General features: G+C 33.8%; 16 protein-coding genes. 12 read left to right on the plus strand and 4 right to left on the minus strand.

The features are described 5' to 3' along the window. The first annotated feature begins 67 nt into the window (after nt 1-67). Together aceB and ACKTSU_RS05570 are read left to right on the plus strand one after the other, a co-directional pair. The gene (aceB, locus tag ACKTSU_RS05565; protein WP_408035381.1) at nt 68-1663 is read left to right on the plus strand and encodes a malate synthase A; all 1596 of its coding nucleotides are present in this window, start codon (nt 68-70) and stop codon (nt 1661-1663) included. Between the two features lie 177 nt (nt 1664-1840). After that, nucleotides 1841-3472 carry an isocitrate lyase gene (locus ACKTSU_RS05570; protein WP_408035382.1) on the plus strand — a complete coding sequence of 544 codons (1632 nt, stop codon included), beginning with the start codon at nt 1841-1843 and terminating at the stop codon, nt 3470-3472. Between the two features lie 169 nt (nt 3473-3641). Here the strand turns inward: ACKTSU_RS05570 and ACKTSU_RS05575 are convergent, their stop codons facing one another. Next, nucleotides 3642-4109 (minus strand): GNAT family N-acetyltransferase, encoded by a 468-nt coding sequence (locus ACKTSU_RS05575; protein ID WP_408035383.1) that lies wholly within the window; start codon nt 4107-4109, stop codon nt 3642-3644. A 128-nt stretch (nt 4110-4237) separates the two neighbouring features. On the opposite strand from ACKTSU_RS05575, the gene ACKTSU_RS05580 reads away from it, so the two are divergent. The 10 genes from ACKTSU_RS05580 to ettA all read left to right on the plus strand — a co-directional run bounded on the left by ACKTSU_RS05580 (nt 4238) and on the right by ettA (nt 11407). Then, complete coding sequence (locus tag ACKTSU_RS05580; RefSeq protein ID WP_408035384.1) at nt 4238-4588, plus strand: DoxX family protein; 351 nt, start codon at nt 4238-4240, stop codon at nt 4586-4588. Beyond that, the gene (locus ACKTSU_RS05585; RefSeq protein ID WP_408035385.1) at nt 4588-4998 is read left to right on the plus strand and encodes an OsmC family protein; all 411 of its coding nucleotides are present in this window, start codon (nt 4588-4590) and stop codon (nt 4996-4998) included. The genes ACKTSU_RS05580 and ACKTSU_RS05585 overlap by 1 nt, the downstream gene beginning before the upstream one ends. Beyond that, on the plus strand, nt 4999-5529 hold the full coding sequence (locus ACKTSU_RS05590) for an NADPH-dependent FMN reductase (RefSeq protein ID WP_408035386.1): 531 nt from the start codon (nt 4999-5001) through the stop codon (nt 5527-5529). A 32-nt stretch (nt 5530-5561) separates the two neighbouring features. Then, nucleotides 5562-5993, plus strand: a complete 432-nt coding sequence (locus ACKTSU_RS05595) for a (4Fe-4S)-binding protein (protein WP_408035387.1) — start codon at nt 5562-5564, stop codon at nt 5991-5993. Between the two features lie 117 nt (nt 5994-6110). Continuing rightward, nucleotides 6111-6359 (plus strand): glutaredoxin family protein, encoded by a 249-nt coding sequence (locus tag ACKTSU_RS05600; RefSeq protein ID WP_274633511.1) that lies wholly within the window; start codon nt 6111-6113, stop codon nt 6357-6359. Nucleotides 6360-6424: 65 nt separating this feature from the next. After that, a complete protein-coding gene (locus ACKTSU_RS05605) occupies nt 6425-6865 on the plus strand; it encodes a MarR family winged helix-turn-helix transcriptional regulator (protein ID WP_408035388.1) in 441 nt (146 codons plus the stop codon). An 89-nt stretch (nt 6866-6954) separates the two neighbouring features. Beyond that, entirely contained in the window at nt 6955-7257 is a 303-nt protein-coding gene (locus ACKTSU_RS05610; protein WP_408035389.1) for a phosphoribosylpyrophosphate synthetase, read from the plus strand. Between the two features lie 101 nt (nt 7258-7358). Next, entirely contained in the window at nt 7359-9383 is a 2025-nt protein-coding gene (locus tag ACKTSU_RS05615) for an oxidoreductase (protein WP_408035390.1), read from the plus strand. Between the two features lie 137 nt (nt 9384-9520). Then, the gene (locus ACKTSU_RS05620; RefSeq protein WP_231517298.1) at nt 9521-9697 is read left to right on the plus strand and encodes a CAL67264 family membrane protein; all 177 of its coding nucleotides are present in this window, start codon (nt 9521-9523) and stop codon (nt 9695-9697) included. 18 nt (nt 9698-9715) lie between these two features. Further along, nucleotides 9716-11407: an energy-dependent translational throttle protein EttA gene (gene ettA / locus ACKTSU_RS05625; RefSeq protein ID WP_299002582.1), complete on the plus strand. Its 1692-nt coding sequence runs from the start codon at nt 9716-9718 to the stop codon at nt 11405-11407. Nucleotides 11408-11772: 365 nt separating this feature from the next. Here ettA and ACKTSU_RS05630 read toward each other — a convergent pair whose 3' ends face one another. From ACKTSU_RS05630 to argS, 3 genes are all read right to left on the minus strand, one after another. Next, nucleotides 11773-12228, minus strand: a complete 456-nt coding sequence (locus ACKTSU_RS05630; RefSeq protein ID WP_408035391.1) for a hypothetical protein — start codon at nt 12226-12228, stop codon at nt 11773-11775. Between the two features lie 98 nt (nt 12229-12326). Then, nucleotides 12327-13715: a dihydrolipoyl dehydrogenase gene (gene lpdA / locus ACKTSU_RS05635; protein ID WP_408035392.1), complete on the minus strand. Its 1389-nt coding sequence runs from the start codon at nt 13713-13715 to the stop codon at nt 12327-12329. Between the two features lie 34 nt (nt 13716-13749). Then, entirely contained in the window at nt 13750-15522 is a 1773-nt protein-coding gene (gene argS, locus ACKTSU_RS05640) for an arginine--tRNA ligase (protein WP_408035393.1), read from the minus strand. Nucleotides 15523-15578: the final 56 nt, after the last annotated feature.

Consider the following 15578-nt stretch of genomic DNA (forward strand, 5'->3'; position numbering starts at 1 on the left):
ACGTTCGCTTTTTTGTTTCGGTTCTTTTTTTTAATATTGAGCTATCAATCAATTAAAATAAAATAGTATGAATCAAGATGTTTTAGTAAAAGAAGTTCAATGTATAGGTTTTGATACAGTTAAGTATGAAAGTGTTTTGACCAATGAAGCCAAAGCATTTTTAATTCAACTTCAAGAGAAATTTAATAGTCAAAGACTTCAATTATTAGCTGAAAGAGAAATCGAACAAGCGTATTTTGATGCTGGAAACTTTCCTTCTTTTCCTTCTGAAACCAAAGAAATAAGAGAAAGTAATTGGGTTTGTGCTGAGTTACCAGAAGATTTATTAGATAGAAGGGTAGAGATTACAGGTCCTGTAGAGCGAAAAATGGTTATCAATGCTTTAAATTCAGGGGCAAAAATGTTTATGGCAGATTTTGAAGATAGCAACGCACCAACGATTCAAAATATTTTAGAAGGACAAGTAAATTTAAGAGATGCGGTTAACAAAACCATTTCGTTTTACAATGCTTCAAAAGATAAAACGTATCAGCTAAATGAGAACGTAGCTACGTTATTAGTACGTCCAAGAGGTTTGCATTTAAACGAAAAACATTTGTTGATTGACGGTGTAGAAATGTCTGGTTCTCTGGTAGATTTCGGTTTGTTCTTCTTTTATAACATCAAAACTTTGTTAGCGAAAGGAAGTGCTACTTATTTTTATCTGCCAAAATTAGAACATTATAAAGAAGCTCGATGGTGGAATGATGTTTTTGTATTTGCACAAGACTATATGGGGGTGCCACAAAAAACAATTAAAGCAACGGTATTGATTGAAACGATTACGGCTAGTTTTCAGTTAGATGAGATTATTTACGAATTGAGAAATCACATGGCAGGTTTAAACTGTGGACGTTGGGATTATATCTTCTCATATATTAAAAAGTTCAGAAATCATACCAATTTCTTTGTGCCAAATAGGGCACAAATAACGATGGAAACCCCATTTATGGAAGCCTATTCGTTACATGTTATTCAAACTTGTCATAAACGTGGAGTTCATGCGATGGGAGGAATGGCAGCTCAGATTCCTGTAAAGAATGATGAAACGGCTAACAAAATAGCTTTTGATAAAGTAAAGAAAGGAAAAGAGAGAGAAGTGTTGAATGGACATGATGGCACTTGGGTTGCGCATCCTGGATTGGTGTCGTTAGCAACGGAAGTGTTCGATGCACATATGAAAACACCTAATCAAATTAATAAACTAAGAGAGGGTGTTTATATAACAGAAGAAGCTTTGGTGCAACAACCACAAGGAACTATCACAGAAGAAGGGATTAGAGAAAATATCAATGTAGGAATTTTGTATATAGAATCTTGGTTGATGGGACAAGGGGCAGCTGCTTTGTATAATTTAATGGAAGATGCAGCAACTGCCGAAATTTCTAGAACACAGGTATGGCTATGGTTGCAAAAAAATGAATTGTTAGAAGATGGTAGAACATTTACTAAAGGAATGTATGAGCAATTCAAAAAAGAAGAAATTCAAAAAATTAAAAACCTTTTAGGAGCAGATAGATTCGCGGACGGAAGGTTTAATAAAGCCATAGAGTTATTTGACAGTTTAGTATTGTCAGAAGAATTTGAAGAATTCTTAACCTTACCGGCTTATCAATATTTTTAGAGTAAGCTGTTTTTGGTATAAGTCTAGAAGATACTTATAGAGAAAAACATTCTAAATTAAAGACTAAAATCGAAATAGTTAAATCTCGATTATCGAAAAAAAAGCCCTTAAAAATGCGGCAACATTTAAAAGGGCAAGCTATCAATATAAATTAATAACCTTATCAATTACAAAATTATGAAAAATTTAGCACACGCTAATTATAGTTCTGCTTTACAAACTGTAAAAGAATTAAAGAAAAAGTACGGGACAACTTGGAACTCAGTTTCTTCTGAAAATGCTGCTAGAATGGTAGTGCAAAACCGTTTTAAAACAGGTTTAGATATCGCTAGATATACTGCTGCTATCATGCGAAAAGATATGGCAGCTTACGACGCAGATTCGTCAAATTATACACAATCGTTAGGGTGCTGGCACGGATTTGTAGCGCAACAAAAAATGATTGCGGTGAAAAAACATCATAAAACAACGAGTAAACGATATTTATACCTTTCAGGATGGATGGTTGCTGCGTTACGCTCTGAATTTGGACCGTTACCAGACCAATCGATGCATGAAAAGACAGCGGTTCCAGCCTTGATTGAAGAAATTTATGACTTTTTACGTCAAGCGGATGCAGTTGAGTTGAATGATTTATTCCGAAGATTAGAAAACGGAGAAGATGTGCAAGACGAAATCGATAATTTTGAAACGCATGTGGTACCTATCATAGCTGATATTGATGCTGGTTTTGGAAATGAAGAAGCAACATATTTATTGGCTAAAAAAATGATTCAAGCTGGTGCTTGTGCTATCCAGATAGAAAACCAAGTTTCTGATGCCAAACAATGCGGACATCAAGATGGAAAAGTAACTGTACCCCATGAAGATTTTATAGCGAAGTTAAATGCAATTCGATATGCTTTTTTAGAGTTAGGAGTAGAGGATGGGGTTATTGTAGCTAGAACCGATTCGGAAGGAGCTGGGTTAACTCAAAAATTACCCGTAAGTCAAGAGCCAGGAGATTTAGCTTCTCAATATTTAGCCTTTGTAGAAGCTGAAGAAATTACAATTGATGAAGCAAAAGAAGATGATGTATTGTTGAAACGTGATGGAAAATTAGTGCGTCCTGTACGTTTAGCTAACGGATTGTACAAGTTTAGAGAAGGAACCAATATTGATAGGGTAGTATTAGATTGTATTACTAGTTTACAAAACGGAGCTGATTTATTATGGATTGAAACGCCAACACCTCATGTAGGACAAATTGCACATATGGTAAATAGAGTACGAGAAGTAGTTCCTAATGCGAAGTTGGTGTATAACAATTCACCTTCGTTTAACTGGACGTTGAATTTCCGTAATCAAGTATATGATGAAATGGTTGCAGAAGGAGAAAATATGACGGGATATGACAGAAACAATTTAATGAATGCAGCTTACGACGGAACAGAACTGTGTCACAGGGCTGATGAGAAAATCCGTACTTTCCAAATAGATAGTGCAAGGGAAGCAGGAATTTTCCATCATTTAATTACATTACCAACTTATCATACCACAGCATTGCACATGAACGATTTAACCGAAGGTTATTTTGGTAGCGAAGGAATGTTAGCCTATGTAAGAGGAGTACAACGACAGGAAATTAGAAAAGGAGTTTCGTGTGTAAAGCACCAAAGAATGGCAGGTTCTGATTTAGGAGATGATCATAAAACATTTTTTGCTGGAGAAAATGCTTTAAAAGCAGGAGGAGAAAAGAATACTTCTAATCAGTTTGAAACTTCTTCAAAAAATAAAGAAGCAGTAGAAGAGGTAGCAGAAGTACTTTAATAGTTAGTGTATAAATAATCTTAGTTGTCTGTAAATTTCCCGTTTATGTTTAGTTTGTTTCAGTTGTTTGTTTGCATAGCGGGAAATTTTATCAAGTACTAAAAAATTAAAAAGTTTAAATTTATAATTAGTAGTTGTAAATTTTATTTTGAAGTTTACTCCCTTAATTTTAAGGGAGTTTTGTTTTTAGCTCCATTTTAATATTACATCGTTCGTACGGACAATTTTCTTCTACAGGAATTTCTACAAAACCATATTTTCTATAGATATAAATAGCATTTTCTAAAACAGTGTTTGAATATAAAACAAGTTTGTCAAAGTTGTTTTTTTGAGCAAAATCAATACAGTGTTGCATTAGTTTTTGTCCTATTTTGTGGCCTCTATGATAAGGTGAAACAGCCATTTTTGTTAATTCATAAACATTTGGTTCATTCATAGGCATTAAGGCAACAGTTCCTACAATTTCATCATTTAATTTGGCAAAGAAAATGTATCCGCCTTTGTCAATAATGTATTTGTTAGGGTTGCTTAAAACTTCTTCATCATATGATTCTACATAGAAAAAAGTTCGTAGCCACTCAATATTCAAATTGTAAAAACTTGAAGCGTATTTTTCTTTATAATCAATTATTTCCATCAGTTTAGTTTATTCCTATAAATATATAAAGATAATTTAGAAATTAATTAATTACCGTGTTTTTATATTCCATGGTATGTATTTGTTTTTTTTTCCATACATTTGTAATGAATTTAAAAACTAACAAAATGAAAAAAGACAAAATTATTTTTTATGTAGCTACTGGTTTGTTAACCTTATTAATGTTTTTCTCGTCAGGAATGTACTTTTTTAATTATGAAGAAGTAGCTAAAATGTTTGGCGCATTTGGGTATCCAACTTACATTATTTACCCGTATGCAGTAGTTAAATTGTTAGGATTGGTAGCGCTATGGTTTTTTAGAGGTAAGTTTTTAAATGAATGGGCGTATGCAGGGTATTTCTTTGCGTTTATTTTGGCATTTTTTGCTCATTTTATGATTGGAGATGGTGAGCAAATGGGAGCTATAATTGCCATGATTCTATTAATAGTTTCATATATTTATAGTAAAAAAATATAATGAGCAATAATCCGACTTCAAAAGTAACTTTAACAAATCGTAATTATTTGGCAGAAGCAAAAATGAGAAATCATTTTGCGATAATTGACGAACCTCTAGACAAAGGAGGAGATGATAATGCCCCCACACCTGTAGAGTATTTGTTAACTGCAATAGGTGGTTGTGTTTCTATCACTTTGCGTATGTATGCAGAACGTAAAGGTTGGGATTTAGGAAAAATCACGGTAAATGTGAGTCAAAAAGAACAGCTAACTCCCGAAGGAATAAAAAAATCATTGATTGAAGAAATTTCTTTTGAAAAAGAAGTTACAGATGAACAACGTACCAAGTTATTAGAAATAGCAGGTAAGTGTCCTGTAGCAAAAATGGTAAAAGGAGAAACAGAAATAAATTCAAAAATAACAACATAAATGAAGAAAATTATTGCATTTGCAGGTAGTAACAGTAAAAAATCCATAAACAAACAATTGGTGGTATATGCCTCTAGTTTATTAAATGACTTTGAGGTAGAAGTTTTAGATTTGAATGATTACCCACTACCAATTTATGGGGTTGATGAAGAAATGGAGAATGGTTTTCCTGAGAATGCAGTAATCTTTTTAAACAAGCTTAAAGAAGCTGATGGTATTATGTTATCATTAGCAGAACATAACGGAAATTTTACAGTGGCTTTTAAGAATATTGTAGATTGGATGTCGCGCATAGAGCAAAAACTTTGGAATAACAAACCAATGTTGCTGTTATCTACATCACCTGGAGGAAGAGGAGGAGCTTCTTCTATGGCGATTGCTAAAAACGGATTTCCGCATATGGGAGCAAATATCATAACCGATTTTTCTTTACCAAAATTTTATGATAACTTTAAAGACGGAAGTATTGTAAATGAGGAGTTTAATGAAGACTTGATAAAAGCAGTGAAGACTTTCGAGAAAGAGGTGTAGAGAAAGAGGTGTAATTCTTAAAACATAAAGTCATGTCAGGAGCTAAAGAAATTATTAAAAAGTACAGTAATGATGATATTACTGTAGTTTGGCAACCCAATAAGTGTATCCATTCTAAAAAATGTTGGAAAGGATTAATACAAGTATTCAATCCGCAGAATAAACCTTGGATTAATATGGACGGAGCTTCTACTGATAAAATAAAAAAGCAAGTAGAAGAATGTCCGTCAGGAGCATTATCCTATATATCTAAAAAGGAAGGGAGTCAAGCAGCTGCACATACTGAAACAAAAGTAGAAGCTTTAGAAGATGGTCCGTTATTAATTTACGGAACATTACATGTTACCAATTCTGATGGAAAGGTTGAAAAGAAAAGTAAAACAACGGCCTTTTGTAGGTGCGGTGCCTCTCAAAATAAACCCTACTGTGATGGAGCTCATGTAAAAGTTGAGTTTAAAGGATAATATTCCCTATAGAAAAGGGTAGTGAAAAATATTCCATTTAATTATTTGAAATAGAGTTATTTTCCTTGGTAAATAATTAAGGGTTGTTGTATTTTTGCAAAAAGAAAGGAGATTAAAATGAAGATAGTTTTATACGGAAGAAAAGGTCATGCGCATACTGTAGCTTACAAGAACTTTTTAAATTCTGCAGAAGTACCTTTTGTATACAAAGATGTTTCTATAGATGAAGAAGCTAGAGAACACAGTAAAGAATTGTATGAAGGGCAAGTAAAGTATCCAACTTTATTTATTGATGATGAAGTGTACTTAACACCAACATCAGATACATTTAACAAATTAATGCAAGATTTAAAATTAAGAGGGTAGTTAGTAGTAGCTAGCACATTTGTTATTAATTAACAGCTAAGAGCAAACAGCCAATAACCAAAACTATGGGCGATATTTCAAAAGACATCAATTCCAAATTTCCAAATGATAGAATTAAAGCATTTATCAATATAAAATATACTGCGAATTGGGTAAGTAGTAAAGAGAATGAGTTTTTTAAACAATACAGTATCTCTTCGCAACAATTTAATATTTTACGTATTTTAAGAGGAGCTAAAGAAGCAATTAAAGTGCAAACAATCAAGGATAGAATGATTGAACGCGCGCCAAATGCTACAAGATTAATGGATAAACTTTGTGAGAAAGGCTTAATTAATCGTATACGTTGCGAACATGATAGAAGAGTAGTTTACATTAATATTACTAAGAAAGGAGAGGAGTTATTGGAAGAAATTGATAAAAACTTACATTTAGATTTTATTGATAACCTTACGGAAGAGGAAGCAACGCAGCTTAGTAATTTGTTAGATAAAATAAGACAGTAATCACCGTTTTTTACTCCTTTTTTATAGCTATAATTGAGGTTGTAATTTAAAAGTTGTATCTTTAAAAGTGAGCTAAAAAGATTACAATTATGTATACATACGACACACTTTCAGAAGCCTTAAATGATTTACAAAAAAGAGGCTTTACGCATGATTTTAACCTCACTTATACACAAATAGAAAGTAAAACAACCAAAGAAGTTTATTCACCAGAAGTTTTTGAAGTAGTTGAGGTATATCGTTTTGAAGGTATGAGTAGTGCAGGTGATAATTCGGTTGTTTATGCCATTGAAACTTCACAAGGAATTAAAGGTGTTTTAGTTGATGCTTACGGAATGTATTCAGATTCCCTTTCTCCTGAAATGATTCAAAAACTCCATTTTAGTAGATAATAAAATATAAAGCTCGAAGATGTAAACTTCGAGTTTTTTGTTTTCCAAAAAATCGTATCTTGCCATTTATTATGCGTGCATAATATTTTAATACTAGAATAATGAAGTACAAACATATTTTTGAGCCATTAGACCTAGGTTTTACTACTTTAAAAAACCGAGTGTTAATGGGGTCTATGCATACGGGTTTAGAAGAAGAAAAAAACGGAATAGAACGTATTGCTGCTTACTATGCTGAACGTGCTAGAGGTGGAGTAGGGTTGATTGTTACTGGAGGAATTTCGCCTAATATTCAGGGGTGGACTGCGCCTTTTTCTGCTCGTATGAGTACTAAAAAACATGCACGTGAGCACAAAGTAATCACAGAAGCAGTGCATAAAGAAGGCGGGAAAATATGTATGCAAATTTTGCATTCAGGTCGCTATGGGTATCATCCGTTTAATGTAGCTCCTTCAAAAATTCAATCGCCAATTACACCGTTTAAACCATTTGCGTTAAAACAATCAGGAATACGAAGAACAGTAAAAGATTTTGTTAACTGCGCAAAGTTATCGCAAGAAGCAGGGTATGATGGAGTTGAAATCATGGGATCTGAAGGTTATTTAATCAATCAATTTATTGTTACAAGAACCAATAAAAGAACTGATGAGTACGGAGGAGAATATGAAAATAGAATCCGTTTAGCTGTTGAATTGGTGCGTAAAATTAGAGAAGCAGTAGGTGAAAACTTTATCATCATCTATCGTTTGTCAATGTTAGATTTGGTTGAACAAGGAAGTTCTTGGGAAGAAGTAGTACAATTAGGTAAAGAAATAGAAAAAGCTGGAGCAACCATTATCAATACAGGTATTGGTTGGCATGAAGCGAGAATACCAACTATAGCAACATCGGTTCCTAGAGCAGCATTTACTTGGGTTACCAAAAAAATGAAAGAGGAGTTGTCTATTCCATTGGTGACTTCCAACAGAATTAACATGCCAGAAACTGCTGAAAAAGTGTTAGCAGAAGGTCATGCAGATATGATTTCTATGGCTCGTCCATTTTTAGCGGATCCAGAATGGGTAAACAAAGCAAAAGAAGAAAGAGTAGATGAAATAAACACTTGTATAGCTTGTAACCAAGCTTGTTTAGACCATGCTTTTCAGAAGAAAGTGGCTAGTTGTTTGGTAAATCCGAGAGCTTGCCATGAAACGGAATTGAACTATAATCCGACTTCAAAAAAGAAAAAAATAGCAGTAGTAGGAGCAGGTCCAGCAGGTTTAGCAGCTTCAACAGTAGCAGCTCAAAGAGGGCATCAAGTAACTTTGTTTGATGCCGATTCAGAAATAGGAGGGCAATTTAATATTGCAAAGCAAATTCCAGGGAAAGAAGAATTTTACGAAACAATTAGATATTTTAACAAGCAGTTAGAGTTACATAAAGTAGATGTAAAATTAAACACGCGAGTTTCTGCAGAAGATTTATACAATGCAAATTTTGATGAGGTTATTCTAGCGACAGGAATTACTCCAAGAACTCCTAGAATTGATGGAATAGAGCATGAAAAAGTATTGAGTTATATAGATGTTGTAAAATTAAAGAAACCTGTTGGTAAGCGTGTAGCTGTTATTGGTGCAGGTGGTATCGGATTTGATGTATCTGAATATTTAGCTCATGAAGGAGAAAGTACTTCTTTAAATATTGATACTTGGTTAGAAGAATGGGGAATTGATAAAAAGTTAGAAGCACGTGCAGGAATAGAAGGTGTAACACCTAAAATTCATCCTTCTCCAAGAGAAATATTTATGTTTAAGCGTAGTTCAGGAAAGTTTGGTGGTAACTTAGGAAAAACTACAGGTTGGATTCATCGTTCTGTATTAAAAAAGAAAAAAGTACAGTTTATTAATGAAGTACAATACACAAAAATTGATGATGAAGGATTGCACTATATTCAAAATGAAGAACAAAAAGTGTTACCAGTAGACAATGTAATTATTTGTGCAGGTCAGGTACCTTTTAAAGAATTATTAGAGCCATTAGAAGCTAAAGGGATGAAAGTTCATGTAATAGGAGGTGCGGATGTTGCTGCAGAATTAGATGCAAAGAGAGCGATAAATCAAGGAAGCAGATTAGCTGCTGAAATTTAGTTTTATATAAATTTAAAATCACTAAAAAAGTCTTGCTCACGCAGGACTTTTTTTATGCGTATTATAAACATGAATAAGTGTAAATAATTACCGATATTTGTGGCTCACAATTTTTTTGAAAAAAGTAAATTATGGCAATGAACAAAAACACTGTCCTAGGTTGGGCAACGCTTATAATGATTTTAATGGGAATATTACTTATTGGATTAGCAATATTCAAGTATGATGAAATAGCTGGATATGGCTTTGGTGCTGTTGGTTTAGGTTTTTTTGCAAATGCATGGGTATTTAATGCCCTTAAAGGTAGAGTTTAATTAAGAAAATACAAGAAAATGAGCGACGATAAAAAAGTCATTTTTTCAATGAATAAGGTCTCTAAGACCTATCAAAGTACAGGAAAACAAGTTTTAAAAGATATTTATTTAAGTTTCTTTTACGGGGCTAAAATTGGTATTTTAGGTTTAAACGGTTCTGGTAAATCTACACTATTAAAGATTATTGCAGGGGTAGAAAAGAACTATCAGGGAGATGTAACGTTTTCTCCAGGATATAAGGTTGGATACTTAGAGCAAGAACCGCAATTAGATGAAGAAAAAACTGTTTTAGAGGTTGTTAAAGAAGGAGTAGCAGAAACGGTTGCTATTTTAGATGAATATAACAAAATAAACGACATGTTTGGATTAGAAGAAGTGTATTCTGATCCAGATAAAATGGATAAGTTAATGGCGCGTCAAGCGGAGTTGCAAGATAAGATTGACGCTTCTAACGCTTGGGAATTAGATACCAAGTTAGAAATAGCTATGGATGCGTTACGTACGCCTGAAGGAGACAAAAAGATCGGAGTATTATCTGGTGGAGAGCGTCGTCGTGTAGCATTATGTCGTTTATTATTACAAGAACCAGAAATTTTATTATTAGATGAGCCTACCAACCACTTAGATGCTGAGTCGGTACATTGGTTAGAGCATCATTTAGCACAATATAAAGGAACGGTAATTGCGGTAACGCACGACCGTTATTTCTTAGATAATGTAGCAGGTTGGATTTTAGAACTGGATAGAGGTGAAGGTATTCCATGGAAAGGAAACTATTCTTCTTGGTTAGATCAAAAATCTCAACGTTTAGCACAAGAAAGTAAAACTGCTTCTAAGCGTCAAAAGACCTTAGAGCGAGAGTTAGAATGGGTTCGTCAAGGAGCTAAAGGTCGTCAAACAAAGCAAAAAGCACGTTTGAAGAACTACGAAAAGTTAATGAGCCAAGACCAAAAGCAAACGGAAGAAAAATTAGAAATTTACATTCCGAATGGTCCACGTTTAGGAACCAATGTAATAGAAGCTACAGGTGTTTCTAAAGCATATGGAGATAAATTATTATACGAAAACTTAGAATTTAATCTTCCACAAGCGGGGATTGTAGGTATTATTGGTCCGAACGGAGCAGGTAAAACGACTATTTTCAGAATGATTATGGGAGAAGAAACTCCTGATGCTGGAAACTTTTCTGTTGGAGAAACAGCTAAAATAGCATATGTAGATCAGTCGCATTCAAATATCGATCCTGAAAAAACTATCTGGGAGAACTTCTCAGAAGGTCAGGATTTAGTGATGATGGGAGGAAAGCAAGTGAACTCTAGAGCATACTTAAGTCGTTTTAATTTCTCAGGAAATGAGCAAAACAAAAAAGTATCTACATTATCAGGAGGAGAGCGTAACCGTTTACACTTAGCTATGACGTTAAAGGAAGAAGGTAACGTGTTGTTATTAGATGAACCAACAAACGATTTAGATGTAAATACCTTACGAGCGTTAGAAGAAGGTTTAGAAAATTTTGCAGGATGTGCTGTGGTAATTAGTCACGATCGTTGGTTCTTAGATCGTATTTGTACACATATTTTAGCTTTCGAAGGAGATAGCCAAGTGTATTTCTTTGAAGGTTCTTTCTCTGATTATGAAGAGAACAAAAAGAAACGTTTAGGAGGCGATTTAATGCCAAAACGTATCAAATACAAGAAGTTAATTAGATAATAATTAGTTATTATAAATTAGATAAAACAAAACTCGAAGTTAGCAGCTTCGAGTTTTTTCTTTTTCTATAACAATTATCCCCCCAATGTTAAACTGTTTTGTAGATAGTTTTTCATAGTAATGGTATTATGTTACTGTTTTAAATTTTTACAATAATCATTCCGAAATGTATATTTTTTTGGTTTAATCGTTGTTTAAACTGTAATTTATAATGGTTTTAATTAAGGTATTTTAAAAAATGTAATTATTGAAAAAACAAAAGCCCACCAATGGTGAGCTTTGTATATTTTAAGGTTGAGAACCTAATGTTTAAGTCTGATAAATAAATAGAGATTAAATGGTTCTCTAGTTGTGTACTTCCTTTTTTACTGATGATAAGCAGCGTTATGCGCTAAATCTCCATTACAACTGTTACACTTTCCAGCAGCATCTCCACCACCGGCACAACCATTAGTACAAGTATAATGATATTGTCCAGAAGCATTTGGTCCACTAGTAGTAGTTGGAGCTATAGGTGTTGATATTGGTGTGTTTGAGTTCGTGTTTTGAGAATTGTGAAACGCTTGATTATGAGCAAGAGGAGTTTTACAAACAGGACAAGCGGTACCTTGGATACTTGATGTACCTCCTTCACAATTTTTAGGACATATATAATGTGCTCCTCCAATAATATTAACAGTACTATTGTTAGCATTTGGAAGTTGAGGAGCTGGACGTTCGTTAAAAGGAACTGTTAACGGATTTACTGGTGCTTTCTTTTCTTCTGTTTTACAAGAATAAAAACAGCATAATAAAACGAATAGTGTGAATATTTTTTTCATATTTCAAATATAAAAAAAACCTCACCATTTTGGTGAGGTTTGTCTATCTTTATGTGTTTTCTAAAATCTAGAAATTCAATAATCTGAATATCTATATTTTATAAGTGAATTACTTCGTCATAAGCATCAGCAACAGCTTCCATAACCGCTTCACTCATAGTTGGGTGAGGGTGGATTGCTTTTAATACTTCGTGACCAGTAGTTTCTAATTTACGACCTAATACAGCTTCAGCAATCATATCAGTTACACCAGCACCAATCATGTGGCATCCTAACCATTCACCGTATTTAGCATCGAAAATAACTTTTACAAATCCGTCAGGAGTACCTGCTGCTTTTGCTTTACCAGACGCAGAGAATGGGAATTTTCCAACTTTTAATTCGTAACCTTTTTCCTTTGCTTGCTCTTCAGTTAAACCAACAGAAGCAATTTCAGGAGTAGCATAGGTACAACCAGGAATGTTACCGTAGTCAATAGTTTCAGTATGCAATCCAGCGATTTTCTCAACACAAGTAATCCCTTCTGCAGAAGCAACGTGTGCAAGTGCAGGACCAGGAGTTACATCACCAATAGCGTAATATCCAGGAATGTTAGTTTGGTACCAGTCGTTTACTAAGATTTTATCTCTATCAGTAATAATTCCAACATCTTCTAAACCGATGTTTTCAATATTAGTTTTAATTCCAACAGCAGATAATACGATGTCTGCTTCTAAAACTTCTTCTCCTTTTTTAGTTTTTACAGTCGCTTTTACTCCGTCACCAGAAGTGTCAACAGACTCTACAGAAGAACTCGTCATCACTTTAATTCCAGCTTTTTTGAAAGAACGTTCCATTTGTTTAGAAACATCTTTATCCTCTACAGGAACAATTGTTGGCATAAATTCAACAACAGTTACATCAGTTCCCATTGAGTTATAGAAGTGAGCAAACTCAACTCCAATAGCACCAGAACCTACAACAATCATCGATTTAGGTTGTGTTGGTAAACTCATCGCTTCACGGTAACCGATTACTTTTTTACCGTCTTGAGGTAAACTCGGTAACTCACGAGAACGAGCTCCAGTAGCAATAATAATATGATCCGCAGAATACTCAGTTACTTTACCATCTTTATCGGTAACATCTACTTTTTTTCCAGGTTTTACCTTACCAAATCCGTCGATGATATCAATTTTATTTTTCTTCATTAAGAACTGAACACCTTTGCTCATTCCTTCAGCAACACCACGACTACGTTTAATTACAGCTTCGAAATCTTTATCGATAGCTTCTGCTTTTAAACCGTACTCATCAACATGTTTTAAATAATCATACACTTGAGCAGATTTTAATAAAGCTTTGGTAGGAATACACCCCCAGTTTAAGCAAATTCCACCTAAGTTTTCTTTCTCTACTACAGCGGTTTTAAACCCTAATTGAGATGCTCTAATTGCAGTTACATAACCTCCAGGACCGCTTCCGATTATTAGTACGTCGTATTTCATGTTGTTTACTTTTTACTTGTTGTTTGTTAATTTTTTACATTCTTTCAGGAACTTGAATTCCTAATAATTTGAATGCAGATTTTATAGTGTCAGCTACTTTTTTAGATAACTGAACTCTAAATACTTTTTTATCTTGATTTTCTTCTCCTAAAATTGATACATTTTGATAGAATGAGTTGAACTCTTTTACCAAGTCGTAGGTATAATTCGCAATTACAGCAGGAGAATAATTGCTAGCAGCTTGTTGAATTACTTCAGGATATTGCTCTAATTGCTTGATGAGTTCTTTTTCTTTTTCGTGTAATTCTACCGATACTGATGAAGAATAGTCAAAATCAGCTTTACGTATGATAGACTGAATTCTTGCATAGGTATACTGAACGAAAGGTCCTGTATTTCCTTGGAAATCTACCGAAGCTTGTGGGTCAAATAAAATTCTCTTTTTAGGGTCTACTTTTAAAATGAAGTATTTTAAAGCACCTAATCCGATAGTTTTATATAACTCTTCCTTTTCTTCTGTTGAATACCCTTCTAGCTTTCCTAATTCCTGAGAAATTTGACGAGCTGTATCGGTCATTTCATCCATTAAATCATCGGCATCAACTACAGTTCCTTCACGAGATTTCATTTTTCCAGAAGGTAAATCTACCATTCCGTAACTTAAGTGGAATAATTGTTTCGCCCAAGAGTATCCTAGTTTCTGTAAGATTAAGAATAATACTTTAAAGTGATAATCTTGTTCGTTACCTACAGTATATACCATTCCATTTACATCAGGGAAATCTTTAGAGCGTTGTACAGCTGTACCAATATCTTGGGTCATATACACTGCAGTTCCGTCAGAACGTAAAACTAACTTTTCATCTAAACCTTCTTCAGTTAAATCACACCAAACAGAACCGTCTTCTTTTTTGTAGAAAACTCCATTCTGTAGTCCTTCTTCAATAATATCTTTTCCTAATAAATAGGTGTTACTTTCGTAGTATAGTTTGTCAAAGTTAACTCCGATGTTTTCATAAGTAACGTCGAAACCTTTGTATACCCATCCATTCATCATTTCCCAAAGAGTTACAACTTCCTTATCTCCAGCTTCCCATTTACGAAGCATTTCTTGTGCCTCAACAAAAAGTGGAGCTTGTTTTTTAGCGTCGTCTTCAGAAATTCCTTTGGCAACTAATTCAGCTATTTCTTTTTTATACTCTTGATCGAACTTTACATAGTAATTACCAACTAGTTTATCACCTTTTAATCCTGTAGATTCAGGCGTTTCGTTATTTCCAAATTTAGCCCAAGCCAACATTGACTTACAAATATGGATACCACGATCATTGATAATTTGTGTTTTGTAAACTTTATGTCCTGCAGCTTTTAAAATTTCAGCAACCGAATATCCTAATAAAACATTACGAACATGTCCTAAGTGCAAAGGTTTGTTCGTGTTAGGGGAAGAATACTCTACCATACGTGCATCTGTTTCGTCTTCTTTTACGAAGCCATAAGTTGCATCAGCAGCTATTTGATTAAAAAAGTTTACATAGAAAGAATCATGAACTACCAAGTTTAAAAAACCTTTAACTACATTGTAGCTATTAATTTCGTTGATGTTTTCAACTAAGTATTTACCTAAATCTTCACCAATTTGAACAGGGTTTCCTTTTTTGTACCGTAGCAATGGGAAGACAACAACAGTAACGTCTCCTTCAAAATCTTTACGGGTTGCTTGAAATTCTACATTAGGAATTTCTACATCATACAAGGCTAAAAATCCTTCTTTTACTTTCGCTTCAATTAACGATTGAATATTCATTGGTTCTTTTTAGATTATCGGACAAAATTAGTGTTTTTAATTTTTTATTCCCACGA

This window comes from Tenacibaculum aestuarii (genome assembly GCF_964510395.1).
Lineage (GTDB): Bacteria > Bacteroidota > Bacteroidia > Flavobacteriales > Flavobacteriaceae > Polaribacter > Polaribacter aestuarii.

Coding starts and splice junctions, on each gene's coding strand:
- ACKTSU_RS05615 (WP_408035390.1), top strand. CDS start 7,359: ATGAAGTACAAACATATTTTTGAGCCATTAGACCTAGGTTTTACTACT.
- lpdA (WP_408035392.1), bottom strand. CDS start 13,715: ATGAAATACGACGTACTAATAATCGGAAGCGGTCCTGGAGGTTATGTA.
- ACKTSU_RS05605 (WP_408035388.1), top strand. CDS start 6,425: ATGGGCGATATTTCAAAAGACATCAATTCCAAATTTCCAAATGATAGA.
- ACKTSU_RS05570 (WP_408035382.1), top strand. CDS start 1,841: ATGAAAAATTTAGCACACGCTAATTATAGTTCTGCTTTACAAACTGTA.
- aceB (WP_408035381.1), top strand. CDS start 68: ATGAATCAAGATGTTTTAGTAAAAGAAGTTCAATGTATAGGTTTTGAT.
- ACKTSU_RS05580 (WP_408035384.1), top strand. CDS start 4,238: ATGAAAAAAGACAAAATTATTTTTTATGTAGCTACTGGTTTGTTAACC.
- ACKTSU_RS05610 (WP_408035389.1), top strand. CDS start 6,955: ATGTATACATACGACACACTTTCAGAAGCCTTAAATGATTTACAAAAA.
- ACKTSU_RS05620 (WP_231517298.1), top strand. CDS start 9,521: ATGAACAAAAACACTGTCCTAGGTTGGGCAACGCTTATAATGATTTTA.
- ACKTSU_RS05630 (WP_408035391.1), bottom strand. CDS start 12,228: ATGAAAAAAATATTCACACTATTCGTTTTATTATGCTGTTTTTATTCT.
- argS (WP_408035393.1), bottom strand. CDS start 15,522: ATGAATATTCAATCGTTAATTGAAGCGAAAGTAAAAGAAGGATTTTTA.
- ACKTSU_RS05595 (WP_408035387.1), top strand. CDS start 5,562: ATGTCAGGAGCTAAAGAAATTATTAAAAAGTACAGTAATGATGATATT.
- ACKTSU_RS05600 (WP_274633511.1), top strand. CDS start 6,111: ATGAAGATAGTTTTATACGGAAGAAAAGGTCATGCGCATACTGTAGCT.
- ACKTSU_RS05575 (WP_408035383.1), bottom strand. CDS start 4,109: ATGGAAATAATTGATTATAAAGAAAAATACGCTTCAAGTTTTTACAAT.
- ettA (WP_299002582.1), top strand. CDS start 9,716: ATGAGCGACGATAAAAAAGTCATTTTTTCAATGAATAAGGTCTCTAAG.
- ACKTSU_RS05585 (WP_408035385.1), top strand. CDS start 4,588: ATGAGCAATAATCCGACTTCAAAAGTAACTTTAACAAATCGTAATTAT.
- ACKTSU_RS05590 (WP_408035386.1), top strand. CDS start 4,999: ATGAAGAAAATTATTGCATTTGCAGGTAGTAACAGTAAAAAATCCATA.